The 23198-nt window shown below is 62.0% G+C and carries 24 protein-coding genes and 1 pseudogene; 9 read left to right on the top strand and 16 right to left on the bottom strand.

Annotated elements, in window-relative coordinates; genetic code table 11:
• Positions 1–434: pseudogene (locus RT91_RS21305) on the bottom strand (hypothetical protein); the annotation flags it as partial.
• Between the two features lie 325 nt (positions 435–759).
• On the opposite strand from RT91_RS21305, the gene RT91_RS21925 reads away from it, so the two are divergent.
• Together RT91_RS21925 and RT91_RS21310 are read left to right on the top strand one after the other, a co-directional pair.
• On the top strand, positions 760–921 hold the full coding sequence (locus RT91_RS21925) for a hypothetical protein (protein ID WP_160321839.1): 162 nt from the start codon (positions 760–762) through the stop codon (positions 919–921).
• 81 nt (positions 922–1002) lie between these two features.
• On the top strand, positions 1003–1695 hold the full coding sequence (locus tag RT91_RS21310; RefSeq protein WP_152982787.1) for a hypothetical protein: 693 nt from the start codon (positions 1003–1005) through the stop codon (positions 1693–1695).
• Between the two features lie 23 nt (positions 1696–1718).
• On the opposite strand, the gene RT91_RS21315 is transcribed toward RT91_RS21310, so the two are convergent.
• The 4 genes from RT91_RS21315 to RT91_RS03855 form a co-directional block, all read right to left on the bottom strand.
• Positions 1719–2288, bottom strand: coding sequence for a hypothetical protein (locus RT91_RS21315; protein ID WP_152982788.1), 570 nt, complete (start codon positions 2286–2288; stop codon positions 1719–1721).
• Positions 2289–2361: 73 nt separating this feature from the next.
• Positions 2362–2619, bottom strand: coding sequence for a recombinase family protein (locus tag RT91_RS21320; RefSeq protein WP_256363790.1), 258 nt, complete (start codon positions 2617–2619; stop codon positions 2362–2364).
• A gap of 143 nt (positions 2620–2762) precedes the next feature.
• Positions 2763–3827: a transposase gene (locus RT91_RS03850; RefSeq protein WP_152982789.1), complete on the bottom strand. Its 1065-nt coding sequence runs from the start codon at positions 3825–3827 to the stop codon at positions 2763–2765.
• 67 nt (positions 3828–3894) lie between these two features.
• Complete coding sequence (locus tag RT91_RS03855) at positions 3895–4239, bottom strand: recombinase family protein (RefSeq protein ID WP_035185779.1); 345 nt, start codon at positions 4237–4239, stop codon at positions 3895–3897.
• Positions 4240–4695: 456 nt separating this feature from the next.
• Between RT91_RS03855 and RT91_RS03860 the strand changes: the two genes are divergently transcribed.
• The 4 genes from RT91_RS03860 (at position 4696) to RT91_RS03875 (ending at position 7468) form a co-directional block, all read left to right on the top strand.
• Positions 4696–4983, top strand: a complete 288-nt coding sequence (locus RT91_RS03860) for a HigA family addiction module antitoxin (RefSeq protein WP_035185766.1) — start codon at positions 4696–4698, stop codon at positions 4981–4983.
• Positions 4984–5229: 246 nt separating this feature from the next.
• Positions 5230–6876, top strand: a complete 1647-nt coding sequence (locus RT91_RS03865) for a patatin-like phospholipase family protein (protein ID WP_051788157.1) — start codon at positions 5230–5232, stop codon at positions 6874–6876.
• A complete protein-coding gene (locus RT91_RS03870; protein WP_035185767.1) occupies positions 6851–7051 on the top strand; it encodes a hypothetical protein in 201 nt (66 codons plus the stop codon). Before RT91_RS03865 ends, RT91_RS03870 begins: the two co-directional genes overlap by 26 nt.
• 27 nt (positions 7052–7078) lie before the next feature.
• Positions 7079–7468, top strand: coding sequence for a holo-ACP synthase (locus RT91_RS03875; RefSeq protein WP_051788158.1), 390 nt, complete (start codon positions 7079–7081; stop codon positions 7466–7468).
• Here RT91_RS03875 and RT91_RS03880 read toward each other — a convergent pair.
• The 9 genes from RT91_RS03880 to RT91_RS03920 all read right to left on the bottom strand — a co-directional run bounded on the left by RT91_RS03880 (position 7420) and on the right by RT91_RS03920 (position 14275).
• Positions 7420–8319, bottom strand: a complete 900-nt coding sequence (locus RT91_RS03880) for a nucleoside triphosphate pyrophosphohydrolase family protein (RefSeq protein WP_035185768.1) — start codon at positions 8317–8319, stop codon at positions 7420–7422. The two genes, RT91_RS03875 and RT91_RS03880, sit on opposite strands and share 49 nt — an antisense overlap.
• 12 nt (positions 8320–8331) lie before the next feature.
• Positions 8332–9372: a nucleotide kinase domain-containing protein gene (locus RT91_RS03885; protein ID WP_051788159.1), complete on the bottom strand. Its 1041-nt coding sequence runs from the start codon at positions 9370–9372 to the stop codon at positions 8332–8334.
• 1 nt (position 9373) lies between these two features.
• The gene (locus tag RT91_RS03890; RefSeq protein WP_051788160.1) at positions 9374–10183 is read right to left on the bottom strand and encodes a hypothetical protein; all 810 of its coding nucleotides are present in this window, start codon (positions 10181–10183) and stop codon (positions 9374–9376) included.
• The gene (locus RT91_RS03895; RefSeq protein WP_035185769.1) at positions 10176–11024 is read right to left on the bottom strand and encodes an ImmA/IrrE family metallo-endopeptidase; all 849 of its coding nucleotides are present in this window, start codon (positions 11022–11024) and stop codon (positions 10176–10178) included. The genes RT91_RS03890 and RT91_RS03895 overlap by 8 nt, the downstream gene beginning before the upstream one ends.
• A gap of 3 nt (positions 11025–11027) precedes the next feature.
• Positions 11028–11387: a helix-turn-helix domain-containing protein gene (locus RT91_RS03900; RefSeq protein ID WP_035185770.1), complete on the bottom strand. Its 360-nt coding sequence runs from the start codon at positions 11385–11387 to the stop codon at positions 11028–11030.
• Entirely contained in the window at positions 11384–11686 is a 303-nt protein-coding gene (locus RT91_RS03905) for a hypothetical protein (RefSeq protein ID WP_035185771.1), read from the bottom strand. The genes RT91_RS03900 and RT91_RS03905 overlap by 4 nt, the downstream gene beginning before the upstream one ends.
• A gap of 588 nt (positions 11687–12274) precedes the next feature.
• Positions 12275–12679, bottom strand: a complete 405-nt coding sequence (locus tag RT91_RS03910; RefSeq protein WP_035185772.1) for a hypothetical protein — start codon at positions 12677–12679, stop codon at positions 12275–12277.
• 4 nt (positions 12680–12683) lie between these two features.
• On the bottom strand, positions 12684–13388 hold the full coding sequence (locus tag RT91_RS03915) for a hypothetical protein (RefSeq protein WP_240314175.1): 705 nt from the start codon (positions 13386–13388) through the stop codon (positions 12684–12686).
• Entirely contained in the window at positions 13385–14275 is an 891-nt protein-coding gene (locus tag RT91_RS03920; protein WP_035185773.1) for a hypothetical protein, read from the bottom strand. The genes RT91_RS03915 and RT91_RS03920 overlap by 4 nt, the downstream gene beginning before the upstream one ends.
• Positions 14276–15229: 954 nt before the next feature.
• Here RT91_RS03920 and RT91_RS03925 point away from each other — a divergent pair.
• Complete coding sequence (locus tag RT91_RS03925; RefSeq protein WP_035185774.1) at positions 15230–15568, top strand: hypothetical protein; 339 nt, start codon at positions 15230–15232, stop codon at positions 15566–15568.
• The gene (gene mobF, locus RT91_RS03930) at positions 15562–20661 is read left to right on the top strand and encodes a MobF family relaxase (protein WP_035185775.1); all 5100 of its coding nucleotides are present in this window, start codon (positions 15562–15564) and stop codon (positions 20659–20661) included. The genes RT91_RS03925 and mobF overlap by 7 nt, the downstream gene beginning before the upstream one ends.
• Before the next feature lie 209 nt (positions 20662–20870).
• Here the strand turns inward: mobF and RT91_RS03935 are convergent, their stop codons facing one another.
• On the bottom strand, positions 20871–21326 hold the full coding sequence (locus RT91_RS03935; protein WP_035185776.1) for an Lrp/AsnC family transcriptional regulator: 456 nt from the start codon (positions 21324–21326) through the stop codon (positions 20871–20873).
• Between the two features lie 163 nt (positions 21327–21489).
• Between RT91_RS03935 and RT91_RS03940 the strand changes: the two genes are divergently transcribed.
• Entirely contained in the window at positions 21490–21810 is a 321-nt protein-coding gene (locus RT91_RS03940) for a hypothetical protein (protein WP_035185777.1), read from the top strand.
• A 412-nt stretch (positions 21811–22222) separates the two neighbouring features.
• Here the strand turns inward: RT91_RS03940 and RT91_RS03945 are convergent.
• A partial coding sequence (locus RT91_RS03945; RefSeq protein ID WP_035185778.1) for a transposase occupies positions 22223–23198 on the bottom strand: 976 nt, incomplete at its 5' end.

Genomic DNA, 23198 nt, shown 5'->3' on the forward strand with positions numbered 1-23198 from the left:
ACCGAAATGGCCTGCGGTTCCTTGAGGCAATGGTGCCAGGATCGTCCGGCCATCCGGCGTATCCAGCGCTCTCGCAGGTAACGGGTCGCCGTCGCCGAAATCACGAGGTCCTGGACCAGAAAAGGTTCATGACCTTTGAAAACAGCTCCTGGCGGGACCTCAATCCCGATCACCTTTTCTTCGACTTTGACCCGGGGTGAGACCTTGCCCCGAACGGGACGCTTCTCCTGCTTCTGGGGCTTCGGCGGCGCTGTTCCTTTTTCCATGCCACTCGGTTTGATATGCGGGCGACCCTTCAGACCCTTCAGTCGCGCATTCTCTTCGCGCAATTCAGCAACGATCACCTTCAGGCTGGCGATCTCACCGAACAGTTCGACCAGCAGAGCTTCAAGCTCTGCACGGCTCAGCGCGGAAAGGGTGACGGACGGAGGCACATGACCCAAAGACTCCCCTGCGCCGAATCGGTGCAAGGAAAAAATGTACGGTCACCCACATTTTTGCCCCTCTTACAGGCGAGGGCAGGGGAGGGCTTTCGGAGGGCGGCCGCATGAGCCGGACGCGGCGGGGGCCAGATTTCCTGTCCATGCTGCACATGTTCGACACTGACCGGCTGGCGGTGGACTGATCGCGGGCTCCTCTTGCCCTTGTCGGCACCGCGTCAACGGTGCAATGCCTTCAACTATGGCGCCACACCGCACGGTCTTGCCCGAAAATCCGCCGACTCCCGAGGAGATCCGGGCGGCCCTGGCGCGTGCGGGCATGACCCAGCTTGCCTTTGCGGCCTGGTGCGGATCGACCCCGCAGGCGGTGCGGCGATGGCTGACGGACCCGGCCAACAGCACCCACCGCGAGCCGCCCCGCATGTTGTGGTTTGCGCTATGGGCGGCAGAGGCGGCGAAGGAAGAAAACCGTGAAGGCTAATGTTTTGATAGGGGAGGTAGTGGCATTTAGCCTTACCTTCCGATAGTTGTTTGATCTTGTTCCAAAATATAAAGCTAAATAATGAGTGAAAACCCGTTCCAAAGGCCATTTAGAAGATTTATCAACGCGCGGCATGAATTTCGCGATTTTCAGATGCGATCGCTTTCTGAAATAGGAAATATTTGTGAATCTATCGATCGCTTTAAGCAGTTAGAGAATATGTTTTCTGCATATGTAACGGATAATGATGATAATCAACTGCAATTATGGTTTGGTTCTAGGTCAATGTTTCGCCGCCTTCACACAGGAGTGGCAGCTACAGAGAATGGTCCCTGTCTACTTTACACATTAGGAGCTTCTGGCGATGTGGCTGTGATTCTCTATCCCGCTAAATCTGATTTGGGGCGAGTAAAAGAGGATCATTTGTATTTAGGCTTGGGATATTTCACCAGTTATCAGTTGATGAAACGTCTCACGGCGGACATTCGTGCGCTGACCGCTTATGGACATGTTACCAGCTTCGACGGAGACCCAAGTTTTCGTGAAAAATTTGTGATTTGGTGGCTCCGTCAAACGCGAGATATGCAACAGGCTGGGGACCATGTGAAAGCTCCCGTGAAGAGGTTTTTCTTTGCAACGGTAAAAGCTACTCCCCAGACTTTATTTGGATACATATTGGCTGCGGTATTGGGGGCCGTAGTTATAACGATGCTGATAAAAATTTTTTCTCACTCTGGTTGGAATAGTATAGCAGCCCTCTTGGGAAATAATTAATGTTTAACCGAGCATATTCGCCTTTAGACTGATGGTCGTGACTTTAGGTAAGAGGCTGCAAAGTTCGCTATTCCCTGATCTCCCTCAACCCGGAAACTGGAGCCATCCTGAGTGATGACAACCGCTTTACGGAAGTAGAAGAAGAATCCATTTAAAAGTCGAAATTCATTCTTGATTTCCTGCATCTGTTTTACAAACTCGGAACATTCACTTATAAAGAATGTTTCGCTACTTCGTGGTTCAATTTTGATAGGGTAATTTTTTGCCGGGAGCACTCCCGGTATCCCTTGCCGATCGATAGGTAGAAGCAATTTATTCATTGGTGAAAATCGTAGCCTCCACCGCAAAAATCCTACCGGAACTATCAAAGGTAAATTCCCGATATTAACAATGCTAACGGTCACAAATGTTGGTCGATCAGGTAGTAATTCATGTATTAAAGCTGAGACCTCAAAACTTGCACGCAGCCGTGTCCGATTGGCTAGATCGGCACGACGAGCCAGCCACAGCGATACTACAACAGCTGCGAAAGTGCTTACCGATCCGAACGCGCTAATCGTGTATTGATGGGCTTGGCAGTAAGCCTCGATCACGGTTGCAATCATCATCGTGCCTTTCTAGGCTTTTTATCCATTTGATGGGTGGTGGTAGCCATCGGGGCAGGCGCTATTCGCAGACGCGGCCAATAGTCTGGCGGCTGACCTTATGGGTCCGTGCGAGGGATGAGATTGATGCGCCGGAGCCACGCGCTTCCCTGACAGCGGCTTTTTGCTCATCTGTTAAAGATGCGGGCCGCCCGATCGCCTTGCCGTTCGCTCTGGCTCGCTGGACCCCAGCTTGCGTGCGTTCAATCAGCAGGTCTCGCTCAAACTCAGCCACGGCGGCGATCACTTGCATGGTCATGCGGCCGGCTGAGCTGGACACCCGTATTTACCCTTGCGGATTTAGCGGTTGGTTGGATCTGAATCTGGATACGGCGCTCTTGGCCGTTTGAAGGGCCTTATTTGACCGTCTGCGTGGGTCGCGGAGGCCGCGATCGGTGCCGCAATCCCGAGGTCTGGACGGATTCATCCCATGGCTTGGGCGCGTTCATGGAAGATGAGCCGGTCGAAATTGTAGGCGATATTGGCCAGGATGAGTTTCGCTTCGGCCCGTGCGATGCCGATGGTGCGGATGAACAGGCCGAACCTGTTCTTCTGGTGGGCGAAGACGTGTTCGACATGGGCACGGATCGACGATTTCGCGGCATTGGCCCGCGGGATATTGTGCGGCATCGGCTTGCCCGCCGGCTTGCGCCTGTGGATGCGGCTGACCAACATCCTTGATGCCAGCCATTTCTCATTCTTCTGCGAGCGATAGGCACTGTCGGCCCAGACCTCCGAGGAAGTGTTGTCCGTCGTCACCAACCGCGGCAGCACCCGGCCATCCGCAAGGGATGCCGACGTCACCGCACTCTCCCGGATGAAGCCGAAGCGTCGGTCGATCGCGATGTGGGATTTGTAGCCGAACACCGGCAGCGCAATCTGGGGCAGTGGCGTGCCGTCCGGCCGATACCGGATCTTGCCGCCGATCTTGAGCGTCCACCGCGCGTCCGTGTCTTTTTGCGCTGCCTTGTGGGGCTCGTCCGGCCAGATCTCACGCGCTGTCTTGCCGGCCTTGATCGCCTCCTTCTCCGCATCCGTGTTCCGCTGCTTCGGCGCCGGCACCAGCGACGCATCGACAATCTGGCCCGACATCGGGATGTAGCCCTTCTTCTGCAACTGCCAGTCGAACGCCTTCATCACCCGCTTCAGCGTGCCGGTCTCGGTCAGTTTGTTACGGAACAGCCGGATCGTGTTCTCATCCGGCGTCGGCCCGCCAAGATCAAAGCGCAGGAAGCGCATCCAGGACAGGCGGTCCCGGATCATGAACTCCATCCTGGCATCGCTCAGATTGTGCTGGGCCTGAAGGATCAGCGCCTTGAACATCGAAACAGGGTCGAAGGGCGGGCGGCCACCCCTGGCTCCGTCCCCGTAGCCCAGCCCGTCAATCAGCCAGCCACGGAAATGCTCGAAATCGACCGTCGCTTCCAGAACCTCCAGCGGGTCCCCGGTCTTGCTCAGACGCTCAAGATGCTCCGAAAGCCCGAACAGCGATCACGCCTCCATCCACCCGCCTCCAATTCACGACCGCCTCAGTGAATCACGAATTCAACAACACTCACAGGGTTAATGCGGGTGTCCAGCTGGTGAGATCGACACCGCCCAAGGCCAAACAATGAAGCCGTACCCCGAGGCTGGCCAGGGCATCAACGGTAGCCCGCACGTCGAGCGCGCTGCGGCCGAGCCGGTCGAGTTTTGTGACAACGAGCACGTCACCATCTTCGAGGCGGTCGAGGAGGCGCCGGAACTCCGGCCGCTGACGAGCCGCAACGCTGCCCGAGATCGTTTCCGTGATGATCCGGTTCGGACGAATGGCGAAGCCGGCGGCCTTCGCTTCGGCGATCTGATTCTCGGCGGTCTGCTCGACCGTCGAGACGCGGGCATACAGAAATGCGCGTGACATAGGGCAATTACGTCCAAAAACCTACCGCGACTATCGGTCATTGCCCATAATACCGTCAAGCATAGTTTTGGGCATATTCCTGGCTGGGTGTTCGAAACCGGTCGGCTTTGGACGTGATCGCGTTGATCAAAGTTGTATAGTGACGCGCCACGCGCTACACTGATCTATGATTTTGAGTTTCCGACATAAGGACGTGGAGGCATTTTACCGCACGGGCTCCATGCGCGGGATTCAAGCCGCACAGGGTGGCAAGTTGAAGCGCATTCTTGGCCTTTTGGATGTGGCGTAGACGCCGCAGGATATGAACATCCCGGCGTTTAAGCTGCACCCACTGAAAGGTGACCTTGCCGGGCACTGGTCCGTGTAGGTCAACGGGAATTGGAGAGTGACGTTTCGGTTCGTTGAGACTGGCGTTGAGTTGGTGAATTATCAGGACTACCACTAGGAGAAGTCAAAATGATGCATAATCCGCCACATCCTGGCGAACTGCTCAGAGAGGATGTCATCGGCGAGCTGGGGCTTTCCGTTACCGAGGCCGCCCAGAGGCTGGCTATGTCCCGCGCTGCGTTGTCGCGTGTGTTGAATGCCAGGGCTGCCATTAGCCCTGATTTGGCGATCCGGCTTGAACAGGCGGGCGTGAGCACGGCGCAGGTATGGCTTGGGATGCAGGCAAACTATGACCTTTGGCTTGCACGACAACACATGCAGCCGCCGGTACGCCGTTTTCAGGAAAGTGCGGCCTGAGCGACCAAGTGTAGGCAGTGACCAGTAGACTTGTGGTTTTATATCCAATGGATAGCACCAATGGAGAAGTATAGCTGCCAGACAGCCTATATCTCACGATAGCAGACATTCGCGAGACTGATCCGCGGGCAAAATTGTAATCTGCCGAGATTATGTCGCATTGAGCCGGGTCACGACTGGCTGCGAGCGAACACGCACACGGCTCACTGCAGCATCTATACGAGGTGAGGATGGCAGGCATCTTGGATGTATGTCGCTTTGGCTAAGGAGTCAGTGATTGGCGAACGAAAGCGCGCCTTCGTAGCTCTTGCCGGAGGGGGCGCTAAGGGTCTTATTCATGTCGGCGCGCTGCGCGCCCTTGAGGACCGCAACGTCGCCTTTCACGGTCTCGCCGGCACCTCGGCGGGCGCCATCGTCGCCGCGCTCAAAGCCGCTGGATTTTTATCGCGCGAATTGCTCGATCCGGACGGTGGACCCACCCTTATGGATCAATTGAGCGCTATTGATCCGGAGATCAGCCGCGCCACTGATATCTTCGGTAAGGCGGGCTGGGCACGGGTGCTCGCGTTCCGCTGGGCGGCGGGCCATGCTTGGCTACTTGGGTTGGTCGGCGTACTGGTCGCAATAGCGCTACCAACCGGCCTGATTCTCGCGGGCGCGAGCCGGTCCGGTCCGATCATCCTTGCGGTGGCGACAGTCACCATCCTGGTTGCCGGTCTCGCCATATTAGGCGCACGGTTCCTCGTCGGCGGACTTGCCGACGTACGCCGGTTTCGCAGCGCGTTGGCGACCCTGTTGCAGCGCAAGATGTTTCCCGAGGACCCCGATCGCGTCGTCTTGATGAGCGATTTTGGGAAGGACGGCCGACCGACCCTCAAGATCGTCAGCGCCAATCTGAGCAAGCGTAGGCTGCAACTCTTTTCGCCCGAGCGAACGCCGGGCGTTGCGACTGCAGACGCCGTCGCCGCATCGATTTGCCTGCCGATCATCTTCTCGCCTTGGCGGATTGATCAATCGACCTTTGTCGATGGCGGAATCGTCTCGAATCTTCCGGCCTGGCCGTTCGACGAGGAGCGCGAACTCGATCCGCAGGCGTTGACCATCGCGGTCGAGATCGCCGACACGTCGAATGCCCCGATCGTGCGCCGGTTCAACTGGCTGCCCTCGGCGGTGCGCACCGCGCTGTTCGGCTCGGGTGAGCTCAATTTACGGGTATCGGGTCAGGCCGAGCAACTCGTCCTCGAGAGTAGCCTCAATCTGCTGCAGTTCGATCTGACTTTGGAGCAGGCTCGGCAGGAAGTGCGTGATGGCGAGGCCGCGGCGCTGGTCCGGCTCGACAAGCGCCTCTTCCGGCGGCCCGAACTCTATCGCAATGCCTGCGAGGTCACGCGTGGCCTGGCCGAGGATGTGATAGAGTCGGCGCTGGACATGAAGGCAAAGCGGGTTCGCGTGGCAATCGCGGTGCCGGACAAGGACTATCACCACTCGCTACGGCTGCGCTTCTCGTCGGGCTATGAGGCCGATGCGGACGAGGCGATGCTCGTGCCGATCGTTGGCTCCGTGCTCGGCGAGGCTTGGCGCGCACGCGAATCGCGGTTCGAGCTTGTACCATTCCCACCTGAGTTCGACCTGCCCGGCGACGCCAATCGCCTGAGGCGCAACTTGCGCTGGCCGAGACTTGCTTGGCAACTATGCATTCCTATATCTGATGATACGAAACGGGCTCGGTTTACGGTCCAGATTAGCGGCGACGCCAAGCTGCCCGCAGCCGATCCCAGGCTCGAGGACGCGATCACGGAAATGGAAAGTTCTGTGAAAGGGTTCTTCAATCTGATAATACAAGAACTCTCCGAACTGGAGGACGATCATGGCTTGGAAGAGCACCACCTTTAAGAAGTCCGCGGTCGGCGAGCGCCAGCCCGTCGCCGATGCGATCTCGCGCGCGGTGGCCAAGCATCGCGATGCGATGACGAGTGTGATCAGCGACGCGAAGAAGCTCGCCGACGATCGCCGGCGCACGCTCAACAGTATCCAGGATCCTGAGCTCAAGCGCAGTGCGGCGCGCTAAGGCGCAAGGCCGGCACGCGCACCGCGTATGACTGTGCTGGCGGTCGGGCTCGACCTCGTCGAACTCGATCGATTCAAGCGCCTCTATGGCGACTTCGATCCCGATGTGCTCGGCCGTTGCTTCACGGCGCGCGAGCAAACCTTTGATGGAAATGATACAGAGCGGCTGACGCGGCTTGCCGCGATGTTCGCCGTGAAAGAGGCGGTGCTCAAGACGATCGGCGGATTGCAGGACGACATTTCCTGGACTGATATCGAGGTTATCTCGGACGGCGTCTCAGCGCCGCGCGTCGAGGTTACCGGCGGGGCGCGGACGGCGGCCACCGCTCGCAGCATCTCAGACTGGCTGATCAGCCTGACCCACGGCATTCATAGCGCGGCTGCGGTCGCGTTGGCGCTTGGGACGACCGGCACATAGTGTAGCGTTCGCGCGATGCGATCGACTTCGAGCGAACCACCCTGCGCGGCGTTGAGTTTGCGCCAGGCCGCGAAGCTCTGCTCGATTGCGCTTTGCCACAATACTTCGGGCTGGTCCTTGACCTCGAGATGCGCACACATGCCGCGCACGGTCTTGAGCAGGGCTTCATCGACCCCACCAGCGCCTTCGAGAAAATTATGGTTTCGGCCATAATCGAAGATCAACGCGGCAACGCCCTCTTCGATGACCGCTGCGCGCCCGCCATCCTCCACCTCGTCGAGCTTGGCGACGCTCTTGCGCTTGCGACCAAGGAGTTTGCGCAACACCGGCGACCAGCCGAGCACGGCGACGAAGCCGGCATGGAAGACGTCGTGAAAGCGGTAACCGTCGTCCTCATGTGCATTGTCGGTCAGCTCCGCACCGGCCTGTTCGCCATTGAACAGGGTCCGCACGATGACGCGCTCGCCATCGACCTGCTGGACGAAGGTCAGCGTGAACTGGTCGGGAAAGCTCTCGGACTCGCGCTCGCAGCTCCCCAGGGCGACGCCGCCATGATCGCCGAACCGTGCGCGAGTCTTGGCGAGATTGGCGGCGGCGATGTCTTCGAGATCGAGGCCATATTTACTCGCGACATTAGCGATATACCAGAGGATGTCGCCGAGCTCCTCATGCACCCGATCGACAAAGCGGACATGCGAGGGGCCATCGCGCAGCCACTTCTTATATTCGGAGAGCAGCTGGCCGGCTTCACCAGCAAGCCCCAGCAGCGGCACGAGTTGGGCGGCATCGGCGCCGTTCAAGCCGGTTCGATCGGTTTCCAGCGCCTGAGTCTGATAGTCGGCGAACTGCATGGATCTGTCCTTTCAAAGAAGGTGGTCGGCTAGCCCGGGCGCGGGCGGCAGTTTGTCGTTGAGCCCCCATTTGGGCGGGAACCACACGCCGTGCGGCGCCGGCTGCGGCTTGTAGATCTGTTTGATGCGGGTGCGGCCTGACATGCCAATCACGTCGGGATGCGCGACGCGGGCATATTTGCTGATTTCGCAGAAGAGATTCTGGCAGTCGATCAGCTGCAGCGGGCGCCCCCACAGGCTCCGGAAATTTAGGCCGAGCCGGTCGAACTCGCGTTCCTGCCGGTCGTGCATAAACTCGATGATGTCCTCGGCGAGATAGTCCGCAGCGTTTTCGAAGCATTTGGCAATGCCGTCGCGTGCCCCTGGCCCGGCGACAACGAAGCTGTCCTCGGGAAAGTCGATGACCGTTCCGTAGTTCAGGTCGATCGCGAGCTGAAAGGCCAGGAAATCGCCGAGCGAGGGCAGTTGCTTGAGCAATGCGAACACCTGGCCGAGCGAGGTTGCGGCTGCCAGCTCTTCGGGCACCGTGCCACTTAAGGCGGTGCGGATGAGGTAAAGATGCCCACGGTGTTTGACGCCGTCGCCGCCAGGCCATTTGACTGGCGGGATGATGTAGGCCGCGGAATAGAGCTTACCGCCGCTCCGCATTGCAGCGGACAGAACGCGATCATAGGCATCGAGATCGAAGTTCGCCCAACTGACTTCGCCCAGCTGATCCTCCAGAAGTTGCCAAGTGTCGATCTTGTTGAAGAGCTTGAACAGCAGGATGCGGAACAGCTGTTCCTGCCGATCCATTGCCCTCCCCTCGCCATAGATCACTTCGCGAATCAGATACTGGCTCACCCGATCGGCCGCACGATAGGCGTTGGTGAAGCGATGGCGGGCAAGGATCGGGTCAGCGGTCCAGGGTGCGGATTCGCCGGCGAGGCGGCGGAAGAAGATCGCCTGGCGCTCGGCGGCGAACCGCCAATAGCTGTCGAACACGGCGGTCGGGCGAAGTCCAGCGAAGCGGTTGGTGTCACGAAAGAAGGTCGGGGTCGTTTGTTCGGTCATGTCAGGCGGCTTGGCCAAGTCCCTGCGCCGCGGCAAGTTCGCTGCGAACGGTGGCAAGCATGGCGGCGAAATCGGAATCGGTCTTACCGATCTTGTCCATCTTGGCGATGCCGACGAAGACGTTGAGCCTTTCGAGTCGGCGCTTCATCTGAGAGGCCATGAAGGCGCCGAGACGGGCGAGGCCCAGATAGTTGCCATAGCCTTTGTGAACGATCTGCTGGGTTGCATAGAAGGCGTTCACCACCAGACCGTTCTCGCCAGAGAAGGTGAAGCTGACCTGCTGCAGGCATGGGAATTCGAGCTGCGCGGTGGTCAGCATGTCGCGATAGGGATCGAAGGTTGTGGCTTGCCATTTCGAGCGGCGGCCGCTCGGGTTGCGGTCATATTCATCGAGAATCCAGGCGATCTGGTTGAACCCCTTGCCGCCACCCTCGAAATCGACCATCCGCTGAAAATAGGAACCGCGCTTGTTGTTCTGGGGGTTGAATTCCTGGATACGCGGGAATGCTTCACGAAAGATTTCGAAGAAGCTGGTTCGGTTGCCCTCGGCCATCAGCCAGTAGCGCTGCGGAAAGATCGTCCAGGAGACATTCTCGACGTCACGCTTGCCCTTGGCGGCGAGCAGCGTGTCGACGGCGGTTCGGATCGCCGGCACTTCGGCAGGCCTCCCGTTTTCGTCGAACCCTGTGAACGACAGGCTGAGCGGCGAGATGGCATCGACGCCAGGCCGCGCCAGGCGATCGAGCACGCTTGCCCAGCCGAGCGAGAGATTGGCGGCGACGATCGTTTCGGGTTCGGCGATCTTACTCATCGGGATCCTCCAGGAAGCGATAGTTGGCGGGGCCGGTGAATCGGGCCGGTGCAACGCGCGCCTCGACCTGCCAATCGGGAGTGGTGACCGTGGCCCGGCCCCGGCTTACAGCGGTGTAGACATCATAGCCTTCGATCGTCTGGCGCGAGATCAGCACCTCGCCCGAGACCGCCGCGCCGATGGGCACGGCCAGGGCATAGTCCACATCGAGATCGACGCTGGCGGACTGCTGTTTGGAGTCGAGGACGACCAGTCCATCGGCATCGTCGTCGCCGAGCACCCGCTTGCGGATGCGTTGCGGCGTCCATTTGCCAAGCGCGATCCGCACATTGCGCGGCATATCGTCGAGCGTGATCGACATGTGGGTGAGCAGGGTTTCATAGCCGACCCCGAACTCGCTCGCGATAGTGAGTATCTGCAGCGGGTTGGCGGTAGCAGGCTTCCAGCCGCGGCTGCTGAAGGCGCGGCGTATGCCGATCGTCGGCATCAGCAGGAAGCCGGCAAAGGCGTTGGCCAGGATTTCCTCGGGGATGTCGGAATCCTGCCGGTCGTCGGCCTTGAGTTCGTCGATGGTCGACCCGTGACCGAACCAGTGATGGCCGACCTCATGGGCGCAAGTGAAGGCCTTGCGTGCCAGCGGGCGGAGCGCCGACAGCATGATGCGCGGCGGATTGCCCTTCTGATAGAAGCCTTCCATGCTGACCGGCAGGAAGCGGACCCGGATCCCCAGCGCTTCGGCGATCGCATAGGGATCGACTGGGGCGATCAGGTCGAGGCCGAGCTGATCGCGCACGTCAGACGCGGCTTGGGCGCCTTCGAGAATGAGGGGCCGCCGATTCATTATTCAGCCCTTGCTCTCGTCGTCGCCATCGGTCCGCACCGCAGCCAGCGCGCGCAACAGGCCATCGAGCGCGTCGGGCGAGAGTTTGGCCAGTTCTCGGGCGGCGAGCTGAAGCTTAGGGTCGTCCATAGCCAGCCTGTCTGGCGCTTCGCCAAGTAGATAGGCGGTACTCACGTCGAAAATCTCGGCGAAGCGCGTGATCTCGTCGGCAGTGACACGGCGGTTGCCGGCCTCGATCTCGCTGACGGTCGGGCGGTGCATGCCCATCAGCTTGGCGACCTGTCCCTGACTCAGACCGGCGAGCTGCCGGGCCTCACGGATGCGTTGGGCGATGAGCTGACGCTGTTCGGGTTCGGTACTCATTCTGCCGCCACTGCGTAGCTCTGCTTGGCGATGTGTGCGCAGATGACTTCGGCCGACTGGTTGATTGTCAGCAATGGCCCCCCATTTTTCCCACCAAACACATGAACGTCATTGTCGATCGTCACTCCAAGCTCCTTGGCAATCCACGATGTGGCCACCGGCCATACTGTGCTGTCGAACTGTTCTAGAACCCGCCGCGGCACGTCTCCGCCCACCAGGATCGGACAAGGCAATCCGCTTACATCCTGAACTTTCTGCAGCGTCTTGACGATCGCCGCTCTGGCTTCATCTAGAGTCATAGACACCTTCCTTACGGACGGTAAGATAATCTTACCATCGGGCGTATTCAAGGGGGTGCTGGGATTTTTTGCGCAAACTTGCTGTCTGCTGACCGCCGGGGCCAAGTAGCCGGCTGGCGCCTTATAGGGCGGTGGATTTGCGATAGGAGGCCGGCTTCGCATATCTGGACCAGAACGGGGCCTATGTTATGCTTGAGCAGCGTAACACAGCAGACGACCACTGGGTGACTGGGCCGCTTGTAGCGCCGCTGGGCCGTGGCATCAATTTCCAGATTAGGACGCCAACGCTTCAGCCGATCTTGGAGCGACTTGAGATGGAGGGATGGCCGCTATTCCAGGAGCCAGAGGAAGCTTGGTACCGTGCCAAATTCGTTGAAGTTGGCCAGCGCCAGTTTTTGGTTATGGACCCGGACGGCTACCTTCTCCGTTTGATAGAAAATATAGGTCAACGCCCTTACGGTGCTGGCAGCAAAAATTAGCGCTTGCTTTTTGATGTGTCCGAATCACCGGCAGGTGGCACTATCAACACGACGACATGTTTACATGTAATCATGTAAAATCTGCTAGACATTAAAATGGCCAACTCCATCAACGCCGAGGTGGCGACACGGTGAACGCATAGCGCTTCACCGGCCAGCCTTGCGCCCAAGCATGGAGTTGCAGCTGCCAATATCGCAGCCGATCATTGAGGAGCAGGCTGGCGCGTGAGAGCGTCATCATGAGGATGCCAACGCCGAGCGCGAAGGCGGCAAGGCGCAGCTTGTGGACCTCATAATTCAAAATGCAGGACAGGGCTGAGAAGAAGCCCAGCCAGAACAGAACGCGGCGGAACCAGAGCACGAACCGCACCGTGAGGATCACCACGTCGAGCACAGCCACCAGCAGAAAGCGCAACCCGCCCCGGATCAGGCCGAGCAAAGCCCGGCCGAGCTGGGAGGCGAAGCCGGCCGAGCGAGCCGCCGCATCCGGGGAAGGGGTAAAATCCTCCTCCATCCCGCTACCCATGCGCGGCCTGGACGACATTTGGCGTTGTCCATAGCCAGAGATGGCAGGCTGTGCGGCCGTCCTGATGCGCCACGTTCTTCCCGGTGCAGTCGGATTTCATGGTGTCGAGAATGGCGTTGTCACGCATGAGCTGGTGCCATTGCGCCAAGCCAGCCGGGCCTTGCGAGGCGAGGACGGATTGCTCAACGGCCCCGGCAGCGTGAATCGTGCCGGCGGCCTGGCTGTACCCGGCCGCGTTGCCGCGCCAGTAGCCCAGGCCATAGCCAAGCGCGAGGATCACGATCGCCAATGCCGCGCCCGAGGCAAGCGTGCGCCACCATGCCCATCGGGACATGGACTTGAGGCGCTGTTCGGCCTCTTTCGCAAAGGAGGCCACGAACTGGCGCGACAGATCCGCATGCGCCGCTTCGGCCTGCGCCTTTGCGGCCTTGAAAGCTTGGTTGATGGTTTGCGCCAAGCCATCCCGCGCCTGGCGCACGGCGCTAAAATCCCGATCGACATGCAGGCGGTGCTCCGCCATAGCGCGCCGTTGATCGGCGGCGATGGCGGCGGTCGAGTCTAAAAACACCCGGAGCGCGTGGAGCGTGTGCGCGGTGGGGTCATTGTCGAGCCGGGCCAGCTGTTCGGCCCGATCCAGCTCCGCCTGCGCGGCGCGGATCGCAGCCTCTGTCCCGCCCTGATCGACAACCTTGCTCACGGCATCCACGATTTCACGCCGGCGAATTGCTCATCCATCGCCTTGAGCCAGTGGCCCACCCGCGATCGGTTGAACACCCCAAGCGGCGGTTCTGTCTGACCGTCCCGTGCGGCGACGAAACTCGCGGTGTGCGTTTCAACTGCCTCGGCCGCGTGCAGGCGCGGCATCCAAAGGGGGACCGCTCCGGCGGCTGTTTCGTCCCGATAGACGTTGGAGGAGATCACGCGGCTGAATGCCTGATCGCGCGATTGCCCGGCCGGCGCCACGCCTTCATTGAGCACGAATGCGCGTGCGCGGGGCTTGAAGCCCAAAGCGCCGAGCGTGGCGGCCGGGGTTAAATCCTCGGGATGCGGGCCGGCGAGGTAGAACATCACCACCGCCATGCCCGCCTCCTCGATCATTGCATCGAAGCCGGGCATTTCTGCGGCGAGGGTGCGCAGGATCGTATCGCCGCCCCCAAGGTCAATGATGGCGGTGTGTTTGCCGGCAATGGCAAATTCCATGAAGTCTTGTAGCCAGTCGCGGACAGCGGCCTGGTTGAATGTATCGGGCCGGGCTGCCCCCTTGAAGTAGGTCGAGAACGTCGCGTTGGTGGGGTCGATATCGGCCATCAGGATGTTGCGGCCGGCATGCTGTGCCATTTCGACGGCCCAGCGCAGGAAGGTGGTTTTGCCGGTTTTGCCCCGGCCTGCGGCGAGTATGATCTTGGGCCGATTTGCAAGATCGATGCCTTGCGCGACGGGTTCAGAGCGGGTTTGCTCGCTGGTGAGCAGCGGCTTGATTTCCACCGGCTTGAGTGCGGCGGCCGCGCTGCCGGGGCGGAATACGGGGGTTGCGGTTTTTTGTGTGCCGGTGGGCTTCTTTTCTGATGAGGGGGCCTCAGTCATCAAATTCTCCTATCGGGATTTGTCGCCTCTCCATTTTGGATCGTCAGGATCGGCCGGAGCGGTTGGGTCACCAAGGGCACGGCGTTCCGCTGCGGACACGCCCCGGCCCTCATTGCGTAATCTTACAAACTCGAATTTCGGTTTCGGCGGAGGTTCTGGGGCCGCCAGCGCGGCCGGATGGTCTGGGGCGGGCTGTTCCGCTGCGGAGGTGCCCCGCCCCTCGTTTCTCATCCATGACTGTTGAAACTTGGGTGTCGGCTGGGCCGCCTGGTCAGCCGGAGCAGTTGGATCGCCGAGGGCCTGGCGTTCCGCTGCGGAAACACCCCGACCCTCGTTTCTCAAAGTGAAGGGTTTGAATTTCGGTTCGGATGCCGGTTGATCGACCGGGGGCACAGCGGCTTGGCGCTGACCGTCCCGCTGCTTGGCGACCATGCGCCGCGCTCTTATCCAACAACGCCGCATCGTTTCCCCGCTTGGTATTTCCCCGCGTGCGGTGCGCAAGCCGTGTTCAGCTAGATACGCCGCCACCTTCTCCCAACGGATGCCGGCGACCGCCACGGCCGCCGCGAACTCATCGTGATTTGCGACCATCCATTGAACGATCGGGGAGCGTGCGCCGTGCTCGACCATGTGCCGGCGGAGATCATCGAGATCAATTTCAGGCGGTGGTGTGTTGGTCATTGCACGCGATGATAGCGGCGGCCTGCATCAGCCGTCAATCACTCGGCAGTTAATCGGCATAAGGTCGGTACACTAACCGGGACATATCCGGGCTATGTTCGCATCAAAGTCGGCGCAATATCGGTCCTCACTCGGGACAATTCCCGTTCGAGACTCACCCATTATCCGGACGGAAAGTTCAGGAGGGAAGCCACGAAGCTACAGACCATTGCACCTATGGAGCTTGCGGCGCAAGTGACAATGGCGCTACGGTGATCACAGGAGTTTCGCCCGATGCCAGAGCCCGAAACCGCACTATTGCCCGCGAAAGATGACCGCCTCGATGCCGTCATCCAGGCGATGCGGCTGATGATCGAGACGCAGAACACGCACAGCCAAATGCTGGCGCGGCTGATCGAGCTGGCGACCCCTTCGGAGGAAAGCCCGCTTGAGGAAGCCCTGGCACGGATCGCCGGTGCGCTGCGCGATCAGACCACCGCGCTCCTGCAAATCGGCACGACGCTGGACGGGTTGGGAGCGGAGGTTGAGGCCGGGGTGATGCGTGGCCTGGCCACGGCGCTAGAGCCGGGGGACGACGGATCGCAGTCCGAGGCGGGCGGCGAGACGTGCTGACGTTCCGCGCCGGTGTGGCCTCCACCTCATCCGGTGCCGCCGGGAAGATGGCGGATCACCTGATGACCATGACGCTGCCGGGGTTCGAGCAGGACATGGCGGCGTATTATCAGCGCGGCATGACGGTTGATGGCGGGCTTTGGCAGCCCGGTACGGCAGCGGCGGAAGACAACGCGGCGGCCACCGCGACGGACGCGGCCCGCCCTGGCACCATTCCCGAGCCCCGCTGGGATATGCACCCCACCGTTGCCGTCGCGCTGGGGATCGACACCTCGCGCCCATTGACCCGTGACGAGATTGCCGAGCTGCTGGCGGGCAATCGAGCGGATGGCGAGAAGATCGCGGGCAAACAGTATCAGCGCGCGGTGACGCCGCTTGCCGAAGTGTTTGGGCTTGATCCGATGCGGTTGCCGACCCGCGCGGAACTGGAAAACCTCCTTGCCGGCAAACGGGCTGACGGATTTGATCTGCCGGCCGCGCCAGTCGAGGCGGCCCCCGCGATCACTCCGCAGACCGCAGCGCCAGAGGCTGTTGAGGCGCACGAGGCGGAGGATCGCGATGCGGCCCGTGCAGCCGAAGCGGCGGCGCTTGGCGAGCTGGGAAGTGCGGCCGATGGCCCGCCGCCCTGGCCAGATGATTTTGCCCCGCCCCCGATGGAGGAGGCGGCCGCGTATGATCGGGATGCGGCGCTGGCGGCTGACTGGCAGGCGGATATTGCGCGGGGCGGTGAACCGGCGGTGCCGCCGCGTGGCCCGGCGGCTGAGGAGAAGCCTGCCGAACCACGGGCGATCGATGTTGCGGCGGCGCTTGATGCCGCCGGTGTGCCCTACCGGACCAGCGGCGGCCGGTTGCGCCTGCAAGCGACCTGGCGCGGAGGGGAAAGCTGGACGGTTTCGGTCAACGCCACAACGGGCCAATGGACCGACTTTGCCGCCAGCGAAGGCGGGCGGTTCGAGAGCCTTGTGCGGCGGCTGGGCGTCAAAGCCGAGGCGGTCGAGCTGGATCCCGAGGCGGCCAAGGCGGCGCGTGCGGCCGAGATACGGCGCAACGTCTTTCGCAAGAGCATTGCCGGGAAACTCTGGGATGAGGCGATTCCGGGCGCTGGCGAGCTGCACGCGCCGAGCCTGCACGGGTCTGTGGGGCAGAAGTTGCAGCAGCGGACGGCGCATGCGGCGCGCGTGGACGAGGCCGCGGCCCTGCGGGCGTCAGCCCGGGCCTATCTCAGCGGGCGCGGCCTCGATGCCGATTGGCTGATGGGCCATGTGCGGCTGGTTCGGCCGCATCCGAACTATGATGCGGCGGAAGTATCGGCCGGTGCGGCGGTGGTGATGCTGACGCCGATGTTCGGCCAGGATGAGGATGGCCTGGTACGGCTGACCGGCGTGCAGCGCACCTATCTGACCGAGGGCGGAGCAAAAATCGGCCGCCGGATGCTGGGGGCCTCAGGCGCCTGGCTGCTGCATCCGCCTGCTGGCGCTGCTGTGCCGATCGGTGGCCATGACCAGGTCCGGGTTGCCGGTGAAGGGTTCGAGACCGTCGCGAGTGTCGTGCAGGCAACGCGGCAGGCTGGTGTTGTTGGCTATAATGCTGGCGGCCTGGTGGCCTGGGCCGGGCAGTTCAGCGGCTCGACGCCGGTTGTCCTGCTGGCCGATCGCGACAATGCCCGCCTCCATAATGGCCGTGATGTTGGCGAGGCCGGGCAGAAGGCGGCCGCCAAGGCCGCGGCCTTGATCGAGGCCAATGGCGGCGATGCCGTCTATCTTGAACCACCGGCTGATGTCGCGGGCGGAGCAAAGGGCGCCGATTGGGCCGATGCCTTGCGCAAAGGCGGTGCCGCCGGCTTGCGGCGGGCGCTGGCGACGGCCGAGGCGTCGAGTGCTGCCGACCGGGCGCGGATCGAGGCGAAGTTGTCATCCGCCTCTCCCGGCGCCGCGCCGGATGGCCCATCCGCCCAGGAGATCGAACAAGGCCAGCCTGTGCCTCATCCCGAGCTTGTGCGGCTCTATAAGGCGCTGGGGGCCAAAGACGGGCGCGGCCTGTCCGAGACCGAGCGGGCCAACATCCTGGATGGCAAGCGAGCGGATGGCACGGCGCTGGATGCGGCCGATTGGCGGAACGCGGTGAACCGCTCGAAAACCCCGATCGGGTATGTTGATTTTACCTTCTCGGCCGACAAGTCGGTGTCGCTGGCCTGGGCCTTCGCGCCGACCGAGGCGGAGCGCAACCAGCTGGCCCAGGCGCACAAGGATGCGGTGGCCGCGACCATGGCCGAGATCGAGCAGGTCATTGGCCAGGCCCGGAAGGGCAAAGGTGGCAAGGAAGGCACCGAGCAGGGCCGCATCGGGTGGATCACCTTTGACCACTACACGGCCCGGCCCACCCTCGAAATCGCCCGGCAGACAGCGGATGGCCGCACGGAAACCGAGATCGTCTCCGTAAAGGTGGCCGGCGATCCGCAGCTTCATACGCATGTCGCCGTGCCGAATGTCATCGTCACCGAGAGCGGCCGGGTTGTGTCCCTGAACACGTTGCAGATGCACGGCCGCATCCATGAATGGGGTGCGATCTACCAGGCTCATCTCGCCCAGAATCTCCGGCGGGCCGGGGCGAGTATAGAGCTGGACCGAACCACCGGCGCGGCGCGGCTCAGCGCCGTGCCGGAGGAGATCAGGGCGGCGTTCAGTAAGCGGACCCGCGATGCCCTCTCCGACGCGAAAGCCTATGCCGCCTCGCTGGGGGCGGATTGGGACCGCATGACCGGCGACGAACGAATCAAGCTGCTGAAAGGCGGCGCCTTTGCGAGCCGCAGTGCCAAGGCCGATGATCTGAGCGATTTCGCGAGCTGGCGGCGCCAGGCGGAGGCACGCGGCTACCAGCACAAGAGCGTTCTGCAGGACGCGGCACCGGCGGAGAGGATGACCGAAGCGGCCCGGCTTGATCTGGCCTATGAGGCGGCTGCGCGGGTGCTGGGTGAGCAGTTTGCCCGGCGGGCGGTCATCAAGGCCGAGGATGAGCGCGTTGCCGCAGCGCGCGGCCTGGTAGCGGCCGGCATCAAGGATGGCGGCGATGTTGATCATGTGATCGCGCGGTTGCGGGCGCGCGGGGTTGTCGAGACGGGCGGTGCTGACGCCAGTGGGGAACCCGCGCGCACGCAGATCATCGCGGTCGAGACCGAGCGGGATGACCCGGACAACCCGGATGTGACGATCACCACAACCAGGCTGACGACGCGCGCCCATGTCGAGCAGGAGAGCGCGCTGGTCGAGCTGGCGGGACAGGCTAGCAGGGATCGGCGCGGCACACTGAACCCGGTACAGATCAAGCGCGGGATCGAGGCGAGCGGGCTGCGCTTCACCGGCGAGCATGGCGCAGCACAACGCCGGATGATCGATCATCTCGGCATGGGCGGCCGGTTCGCGGTGGGGACCGGGGCGGCCGGGGCTGGCAAGACCACATTGTTGAAGCCGCTGGTGGCGGCGTGGCGTGACCAGGGTGCGGACATTCACGGCATCAGCCTCGGCTGGCGCCAGGCGCGCGAACTGCGCGAGGCCGGGCTGAACACCGAGGTCGAGACCGGCGGGCGCGACACGATCGCGGCCGTGTCGGTGTTCATCAACCGGGTGGAGAGCGGCCGGCTGGACTTGTCCAATCGCAGTGTCGTGGTGATCGATGAGCTGGGCACTATCGGCACGCGCCAGATGCTCGATCTGTTGCGCCTACAGGAGCGGCACGGGTTCCGCATGGTAGCGATTGGTGATCCGAAGCAATGCCAGTCGATCGAGGCAGGCCAGGTGATCGGCCTTCTCGAGAAAGGGCTGGGCAAGGTGCCGTCGATCGAAAGCAGCGTGCGGCAGACCAACGAACGGGCGCGCGAAATCGCGGGCCTGCTGCGCAAAGGCGGCGCCGAGGCTGTTGGCAAGGCGCTGGACATGAAGCGGCAGGACGGCACGGCCGAGATCGTTGCCGGCGGGCATGGCGAGGTGATCGCGCGGGCCGCTGCGCTCTGGGATGAGCGCCGGAAAGCGAATGCTGATCGGCCACGCTTTACGCTTTCGATCAGCACACCGACCAATCAGGATGCACGCGCGATCGGCGAGGCGATCCGGCAACGGCTGCTGGCCTCTGGCGAGCTGGGGCAGAGCCACATGACGCTGGCGGCGATCGACAAGAACACCGGTGAGCACTACGCGCTGCCGATCGCCCCGGGCGAAAAGATCCGGCTCTTCGCCCGCACCAATGCGGCGATGCTGGATGGCAGCAAGGGCGCGATCGGGGATAACGGCTCGATCCTCGAAATCAGCAGCATCCGCGACGAAGGCCTGGTGCTGCGGAACGACCATGGCCGCGAGGGTTTTGTGAAGTGGGATACGCTGGCCGACAAGGAAACCGGCCGGATGCGGCTGGCCTACGGCTATGCCATGACCACCAACACCGCCCAGGGCATCACCACGACCGAGCATATCTTTGTAACGCCGGGCGGTTCGCAGACCACGGACGGTTTCAAGACCTATGTGTCTGGTTCACGGCACCGGGAGCGGGATTACTGGCTCACCTCGGAAGGCGCCGAGCAACAGGAGATCGCGGGCCGCCGGCCGCTGGGCGATCCGCGCCCGATACGCGATCACGACATCTGGACGAACTGGACGCGGAACATCGCGCGCCAGCCGGAAAAGACCAATGCGCTCGATCTGGTGAAGATCAGCGAGGAGGCCCGCCGTAATGCGGCTCGCGCCTTCCTCAAAGGGCTGGCGGCTGACGAGAAGCGCGAGGCCGCTGGATTGCCTTCTGACTTGTCACAGCGTTTTGCGCGGACCCAGGCCCGGGTCAGTGCGCAAGGTAGTTTGACCGCAACCATGGCCCGCGCTGCCGAGGATAAGGGGCAGGCGCTGGCCCGCATCGAGCGGGCGGCCCCTGCCGTAAGGGCTGCCGTGGCGGCGGGCTGGGAGCGGGCTCGGCCCTTGATCGAGGCTGCGCATCGGAGTGCTCGGGTCCGCCTACAGAGCGCGCTGGAGGGGCATCGGCGTCAGGCGCAGCAGCAAGCCGGGGAGCATCCTGTTGAACAAGCAAGCCGGAAGCGTGGGCGTAGCCGGTGATGGCGCGCAAATCGGGCTCGATACGTCCGCGCAGGGCAGAAATCCACCGTGCAGAGCGGACTGACTGAAGGGCGGCTGTGCGCCCAATTCGGCATTGCCAGCTATCAATCCCATTCCTGATAGCGGACCATCCCGGCAGTCCTGCAAAAGTCCTAGTCTGGGACGAACCGGCCGTTCCCGGAACTCCCACCAAGCCCGGACGGATTGACTTAAGGCAGGGTCAGAGGGCGCGCGGTAAGGACGGTGCGCAGCGCGAAATTCGAGCGGACTTGCTCCACGGCATCAATCGTAAGGATATTCTCGGTCAGGATGCGCTCGTAGGTCTTGAGGTCCGCTACGACCAATTCGACCAAGAAGTCAGCGTCCCCAGAGACCATGTGGCATGCGACGAGCCCGGGGATGCTGGCGAGGCTCTCTTCGACAATCGCCGCGTTCTGCCGGGAATGCCGAGCCACCGTGATTTCCACGAAAACCGTCAGGGAAAGTCCAAGGGCTTGGCGATCAACAACGGCCGTATAGCCGGCGATCACCCCACGCTCCTCCAACAGTTTCACGCGCCTGAGACAAGGTGAGGGAGACAGGCCTACCAGATCGGCGAGTTCGACGTTGCTGAGCCGCCCGTCATTCTGAAGCGCGGCAATGATTCTACGATCTATCGCATCCATATTGGCATATTATGCCATAGTTGTGGATTTGGTCTATAATTGCATGCCAAATTGACGCCGTTTTGCCGAGACCTTTGGCAGGACATGTCTCGTGGTTGCATGTTACCCAGTGCCACGCCCGGACCCAGTCGGGTCATGCAATTCGCAGAGAAAGGACGCGCATATGATCAGTCGCATCTGGCATGGCTACACCACGGCCGAAAATGCTGACCGATATCAGTCCATTGTTACCGGAGAGGTGATCCCGGGAATCCTGGCGATGAAAATACCCGGTTTCAAGAAGATCGAGCTGTTTCGCAAAGCTCTGGGTACCGAAGTGGAATTCATCACCGTCATGTGGTTCCAGAATATTGACTCGGTTCGGGCGTTCATGGGCGAGGACTTTGCGCAGAGCCACGTACCCCCACGCGCGCGAGAAGTACTTTCACGTTTCGACGCGCGCGCCCAGCACTATGACGTCCTTCTGGCAACGGAGGCACAATGAAGTGATCGCGCCGCGCCCGCTTTATGTCGTGAGTCGCCGCTACGTCCGCGGCTGCGAATGGCAGATTGTCCTATTCCTCGCTCCAAACCAGACAATCCGCTTTCGTGAAGAGTTTCGGGCGCCGTGAGGCGTACGAAAGTCCCCGAGGAAGGAACCCGCGGTGAGCGAGCACTGGCCTATGGGGAATTCGATTTTGGGCTGGTGGGCTGGATGTATCGCTTGGTACGGCTGTCGGGCTGGTGACTGGCGGCGACGCGAGGCTGGTGCACGGCGTGGTGGTGTTTTCTGGTCGGGTCGTCGTCGGATGAGGCGATTGGATCAGGGTTTGCCGCCACGGGCGCAGGATTGGCGGTTGGCCGAAGCACGGTGGCTGCGGCGCTGGTAGCGAGTTGCGGATGTCGTCTGCGCCGGGTCACGGCGAATGTATTCCGGCGGATGACGTGCGCTGCGGTGGGGCCCTGGGCTGAGACCAGCGGGCGAAGGTCTCGACGATGATCATGTGGCCGCCGCAGCACGGGCACGGCGGACGGGTATCGAGCACTTCTTCCGGCCTGTTATCATCGGGTGGAGATGCTGCGACGGCGAGCAGTTCGCGTGCGTGCGCGAGATTGGCCTTGCGGGTGATGCCGGCGAGCAGGCCGTAGTGGCGGATGCGGTGGAACCCACGAGGCAGGACGTGGAGCAGGAAGCGGCGGATGAACTCGCCGGCGGCAAGCGTCATGACCTGATAGCGATCGGCGCCATCGCGGCGATAATCCTTGTAGCGGAACGTGACGCCGGTTTCGTTGAAGGCGAGCAGCCGCCGGTTCGAGATGGCGACGCGATGGGTATAGCGCGAGAGATAGGCGAGCACTGCTTCGGAGCCACCGAAGGGCGGCTTGGCGTAGACGACCCAGCGTTTGTGGCGGACCGGCGAGAGGTGGCGCAGAAAGGCTCGTCGGTCTGTGAGTGGTGCGAGGCCGCCGAAGAAGGCGAGCTTGCCGGCATCAAAGAGCGCGAGCAGGCCGGTGACGAACAGGCGGCGGAACAACTTGCCCAGGACGCGCACCGGCACGAGGAAGGCCGGCCGCGTGGAGACCCAGCGCTCACCGTCGAGCGAGATGCCGCCGCCCGGCACGATCATGTGCACGTGTGGGTGGTGGGTCAGTGCCGACCCCCATGTATGGAGCACGGCGGTGATGCCGATCCGTGCGCCCAGATGCCGGGGATCGGCGGCGATCGTCAGCATCGTCTTGGCCGCGGCGTGGAACAGCAGGTCATAGACGGCAGCCTTGTTGTGGAAGGCGATGTCGGCGATCGCGGCCGGCACGGTGAAGACGACATGGAAATATCCGACCGGCAGCAGGTCGGCCTTGCGCGCGGTGAGCCAGGAGCGTGCGGCGGCACCC

The organism is Acidiphilium sp. JA12-A1 (assembly GCF_000724705.2).
In the GTDB taxonomy this organism is placed as follows: domain Bacteria; phylum Pseudomonadota; class Alphaproteobacteria; order Acetobacterales; family Acetobacteraceae; genus Acidiphilium; species Acidiphilium multivorum.

Excerpts from the sequence above, each read along its gene's own strand:
- RT91_RS21925 (WP_160321839.1), top strand. The coding sequence starts at position 760 with ATGACCCAGCTTGCCTTTGCGGCCTGGTGCGGATCGACCCCGCAGGCG.
- RT91_RS21310 (WP_152982787.1), top strand. The coding sequence starts at position 1,003 with ATGAGTGAAAACCCGTTCCAAAGGCCATTTAGAAGATTTATCAACGCG.
- RT91_RS03855 (WP_035185779.1), bottom strand. The coding sequence starts at position 4,239 with ATGTCACGCGCATTTCTGTATGCCCGCGTCTCGACGGTCGAGCAGACC.
- RT91_RS03860 (WP_035185766.1), top strand. The coding sequence starts at position 4,696 with ATGATGCATAATCCGCCACATCCTGGCGAACTGCTCAGAGAGGATGTC.
- RT91_RS03865 (WP_051788157.1), top strand. The coding sequence starts at position 5,230 with ATGTATGTCGCTTTGGCTAAGGAGTCAGTGATTGGCGAACGAAAGCGC.
- RT91_RS03870 (WP_035185767.1), top strand. The coding sequence starts at position 6,851 with ATGGCTTGGAAGAGCACCACCTTTAAGAAGTCCGCGGTCGGCGAGCGC.
- RT91_RS03875 (WP_051788158.1), top strand. The coding sequence starts at position 7,079 with ATGACTGTGCTGGCGGTCGGGCTCGACCTCGTCGAACTCGATCGATTC.
- RT91_RS03880 (WP_035185768.1), bottom strand. The coding sequence starts at position 8,319 with ATGCAGTTCGCCGACTATCAGACTCAGGCGCTGGAAACCGATCGAACC.
- RT91_RS03885 (WP_051788159.1), bottom strand. The coding sequence starts at position 9,372 with ATGACCGAACAAACGACCCCGACCTTCTTTCGTGACACCAACCGCTTC.
- RT91_RS03890 (WP_051788160.1), bottom strand. The coding sequence starts at position 10,183 with ATGAGTAAGATCGCCGAACCCGAAACGATCGTCGCCGCCAATCTCTCG.
- RT91_RS03895 (WP_035185769.1), bottom strand. The coding sequence starts at position 11,024 with ATGAATCGGCGGCCCCTCATTCTCGAAGGCGCCCAAGCCGCGTCTGAC.
- RT91_RS03900 (WP_035185770.1), bottom strand. The coding sequence starts at position 11,387 with ATGAGTACCGAACCCGAACAGCGTCAGCTCATCGCCCAACGCATCCGT.
- RT91_RS03905 (WP_035185771.1), bottom strand. The coding sequence starts at position 11,686 with ATGACTCTAGATGAAGCCAGAGCGGCGATCGTCAAGACGCTGCAGAAA.
- RT91_RS03910 (WP_035185772.1), bottom strand. The coding sequence starts at position 12,679 with ATGGAGGAGGATTTTACCCCTTCCCCGGATGCGGCGGCTCGCTCGGCC.
- RT91_RS03920 (WP_035185773.1), bottom strand. The coding sequence starts at position 14,275 with ATGACTGAGGCCCCCTCATCAGAAAAGAAGCCCACCGGCACACAAAAA.
- RT91_RS03925 (WP_035185774.1), top strand. The coding sequence starts at position 15,230 with ATGCCAGAGCCCGAAACCGCACTATTGCCCGCGAAAGATGACCGCCTC.
- RT91_RS03935 (WP_035185776.1), bottom strand. The coding sequence starts at position 21,326 with ATGGATGCGATAGATCGTAGAATCATTGCCGCGCTTCAGAATGACGGG.
- RT91_RS03940 (WP_035185777.1), top strand. The coding sequence starts at position 21,490 with ATGATCAGTCGCATCTGGCATGGCTACACCACGGCCGAAAATGCTGAC.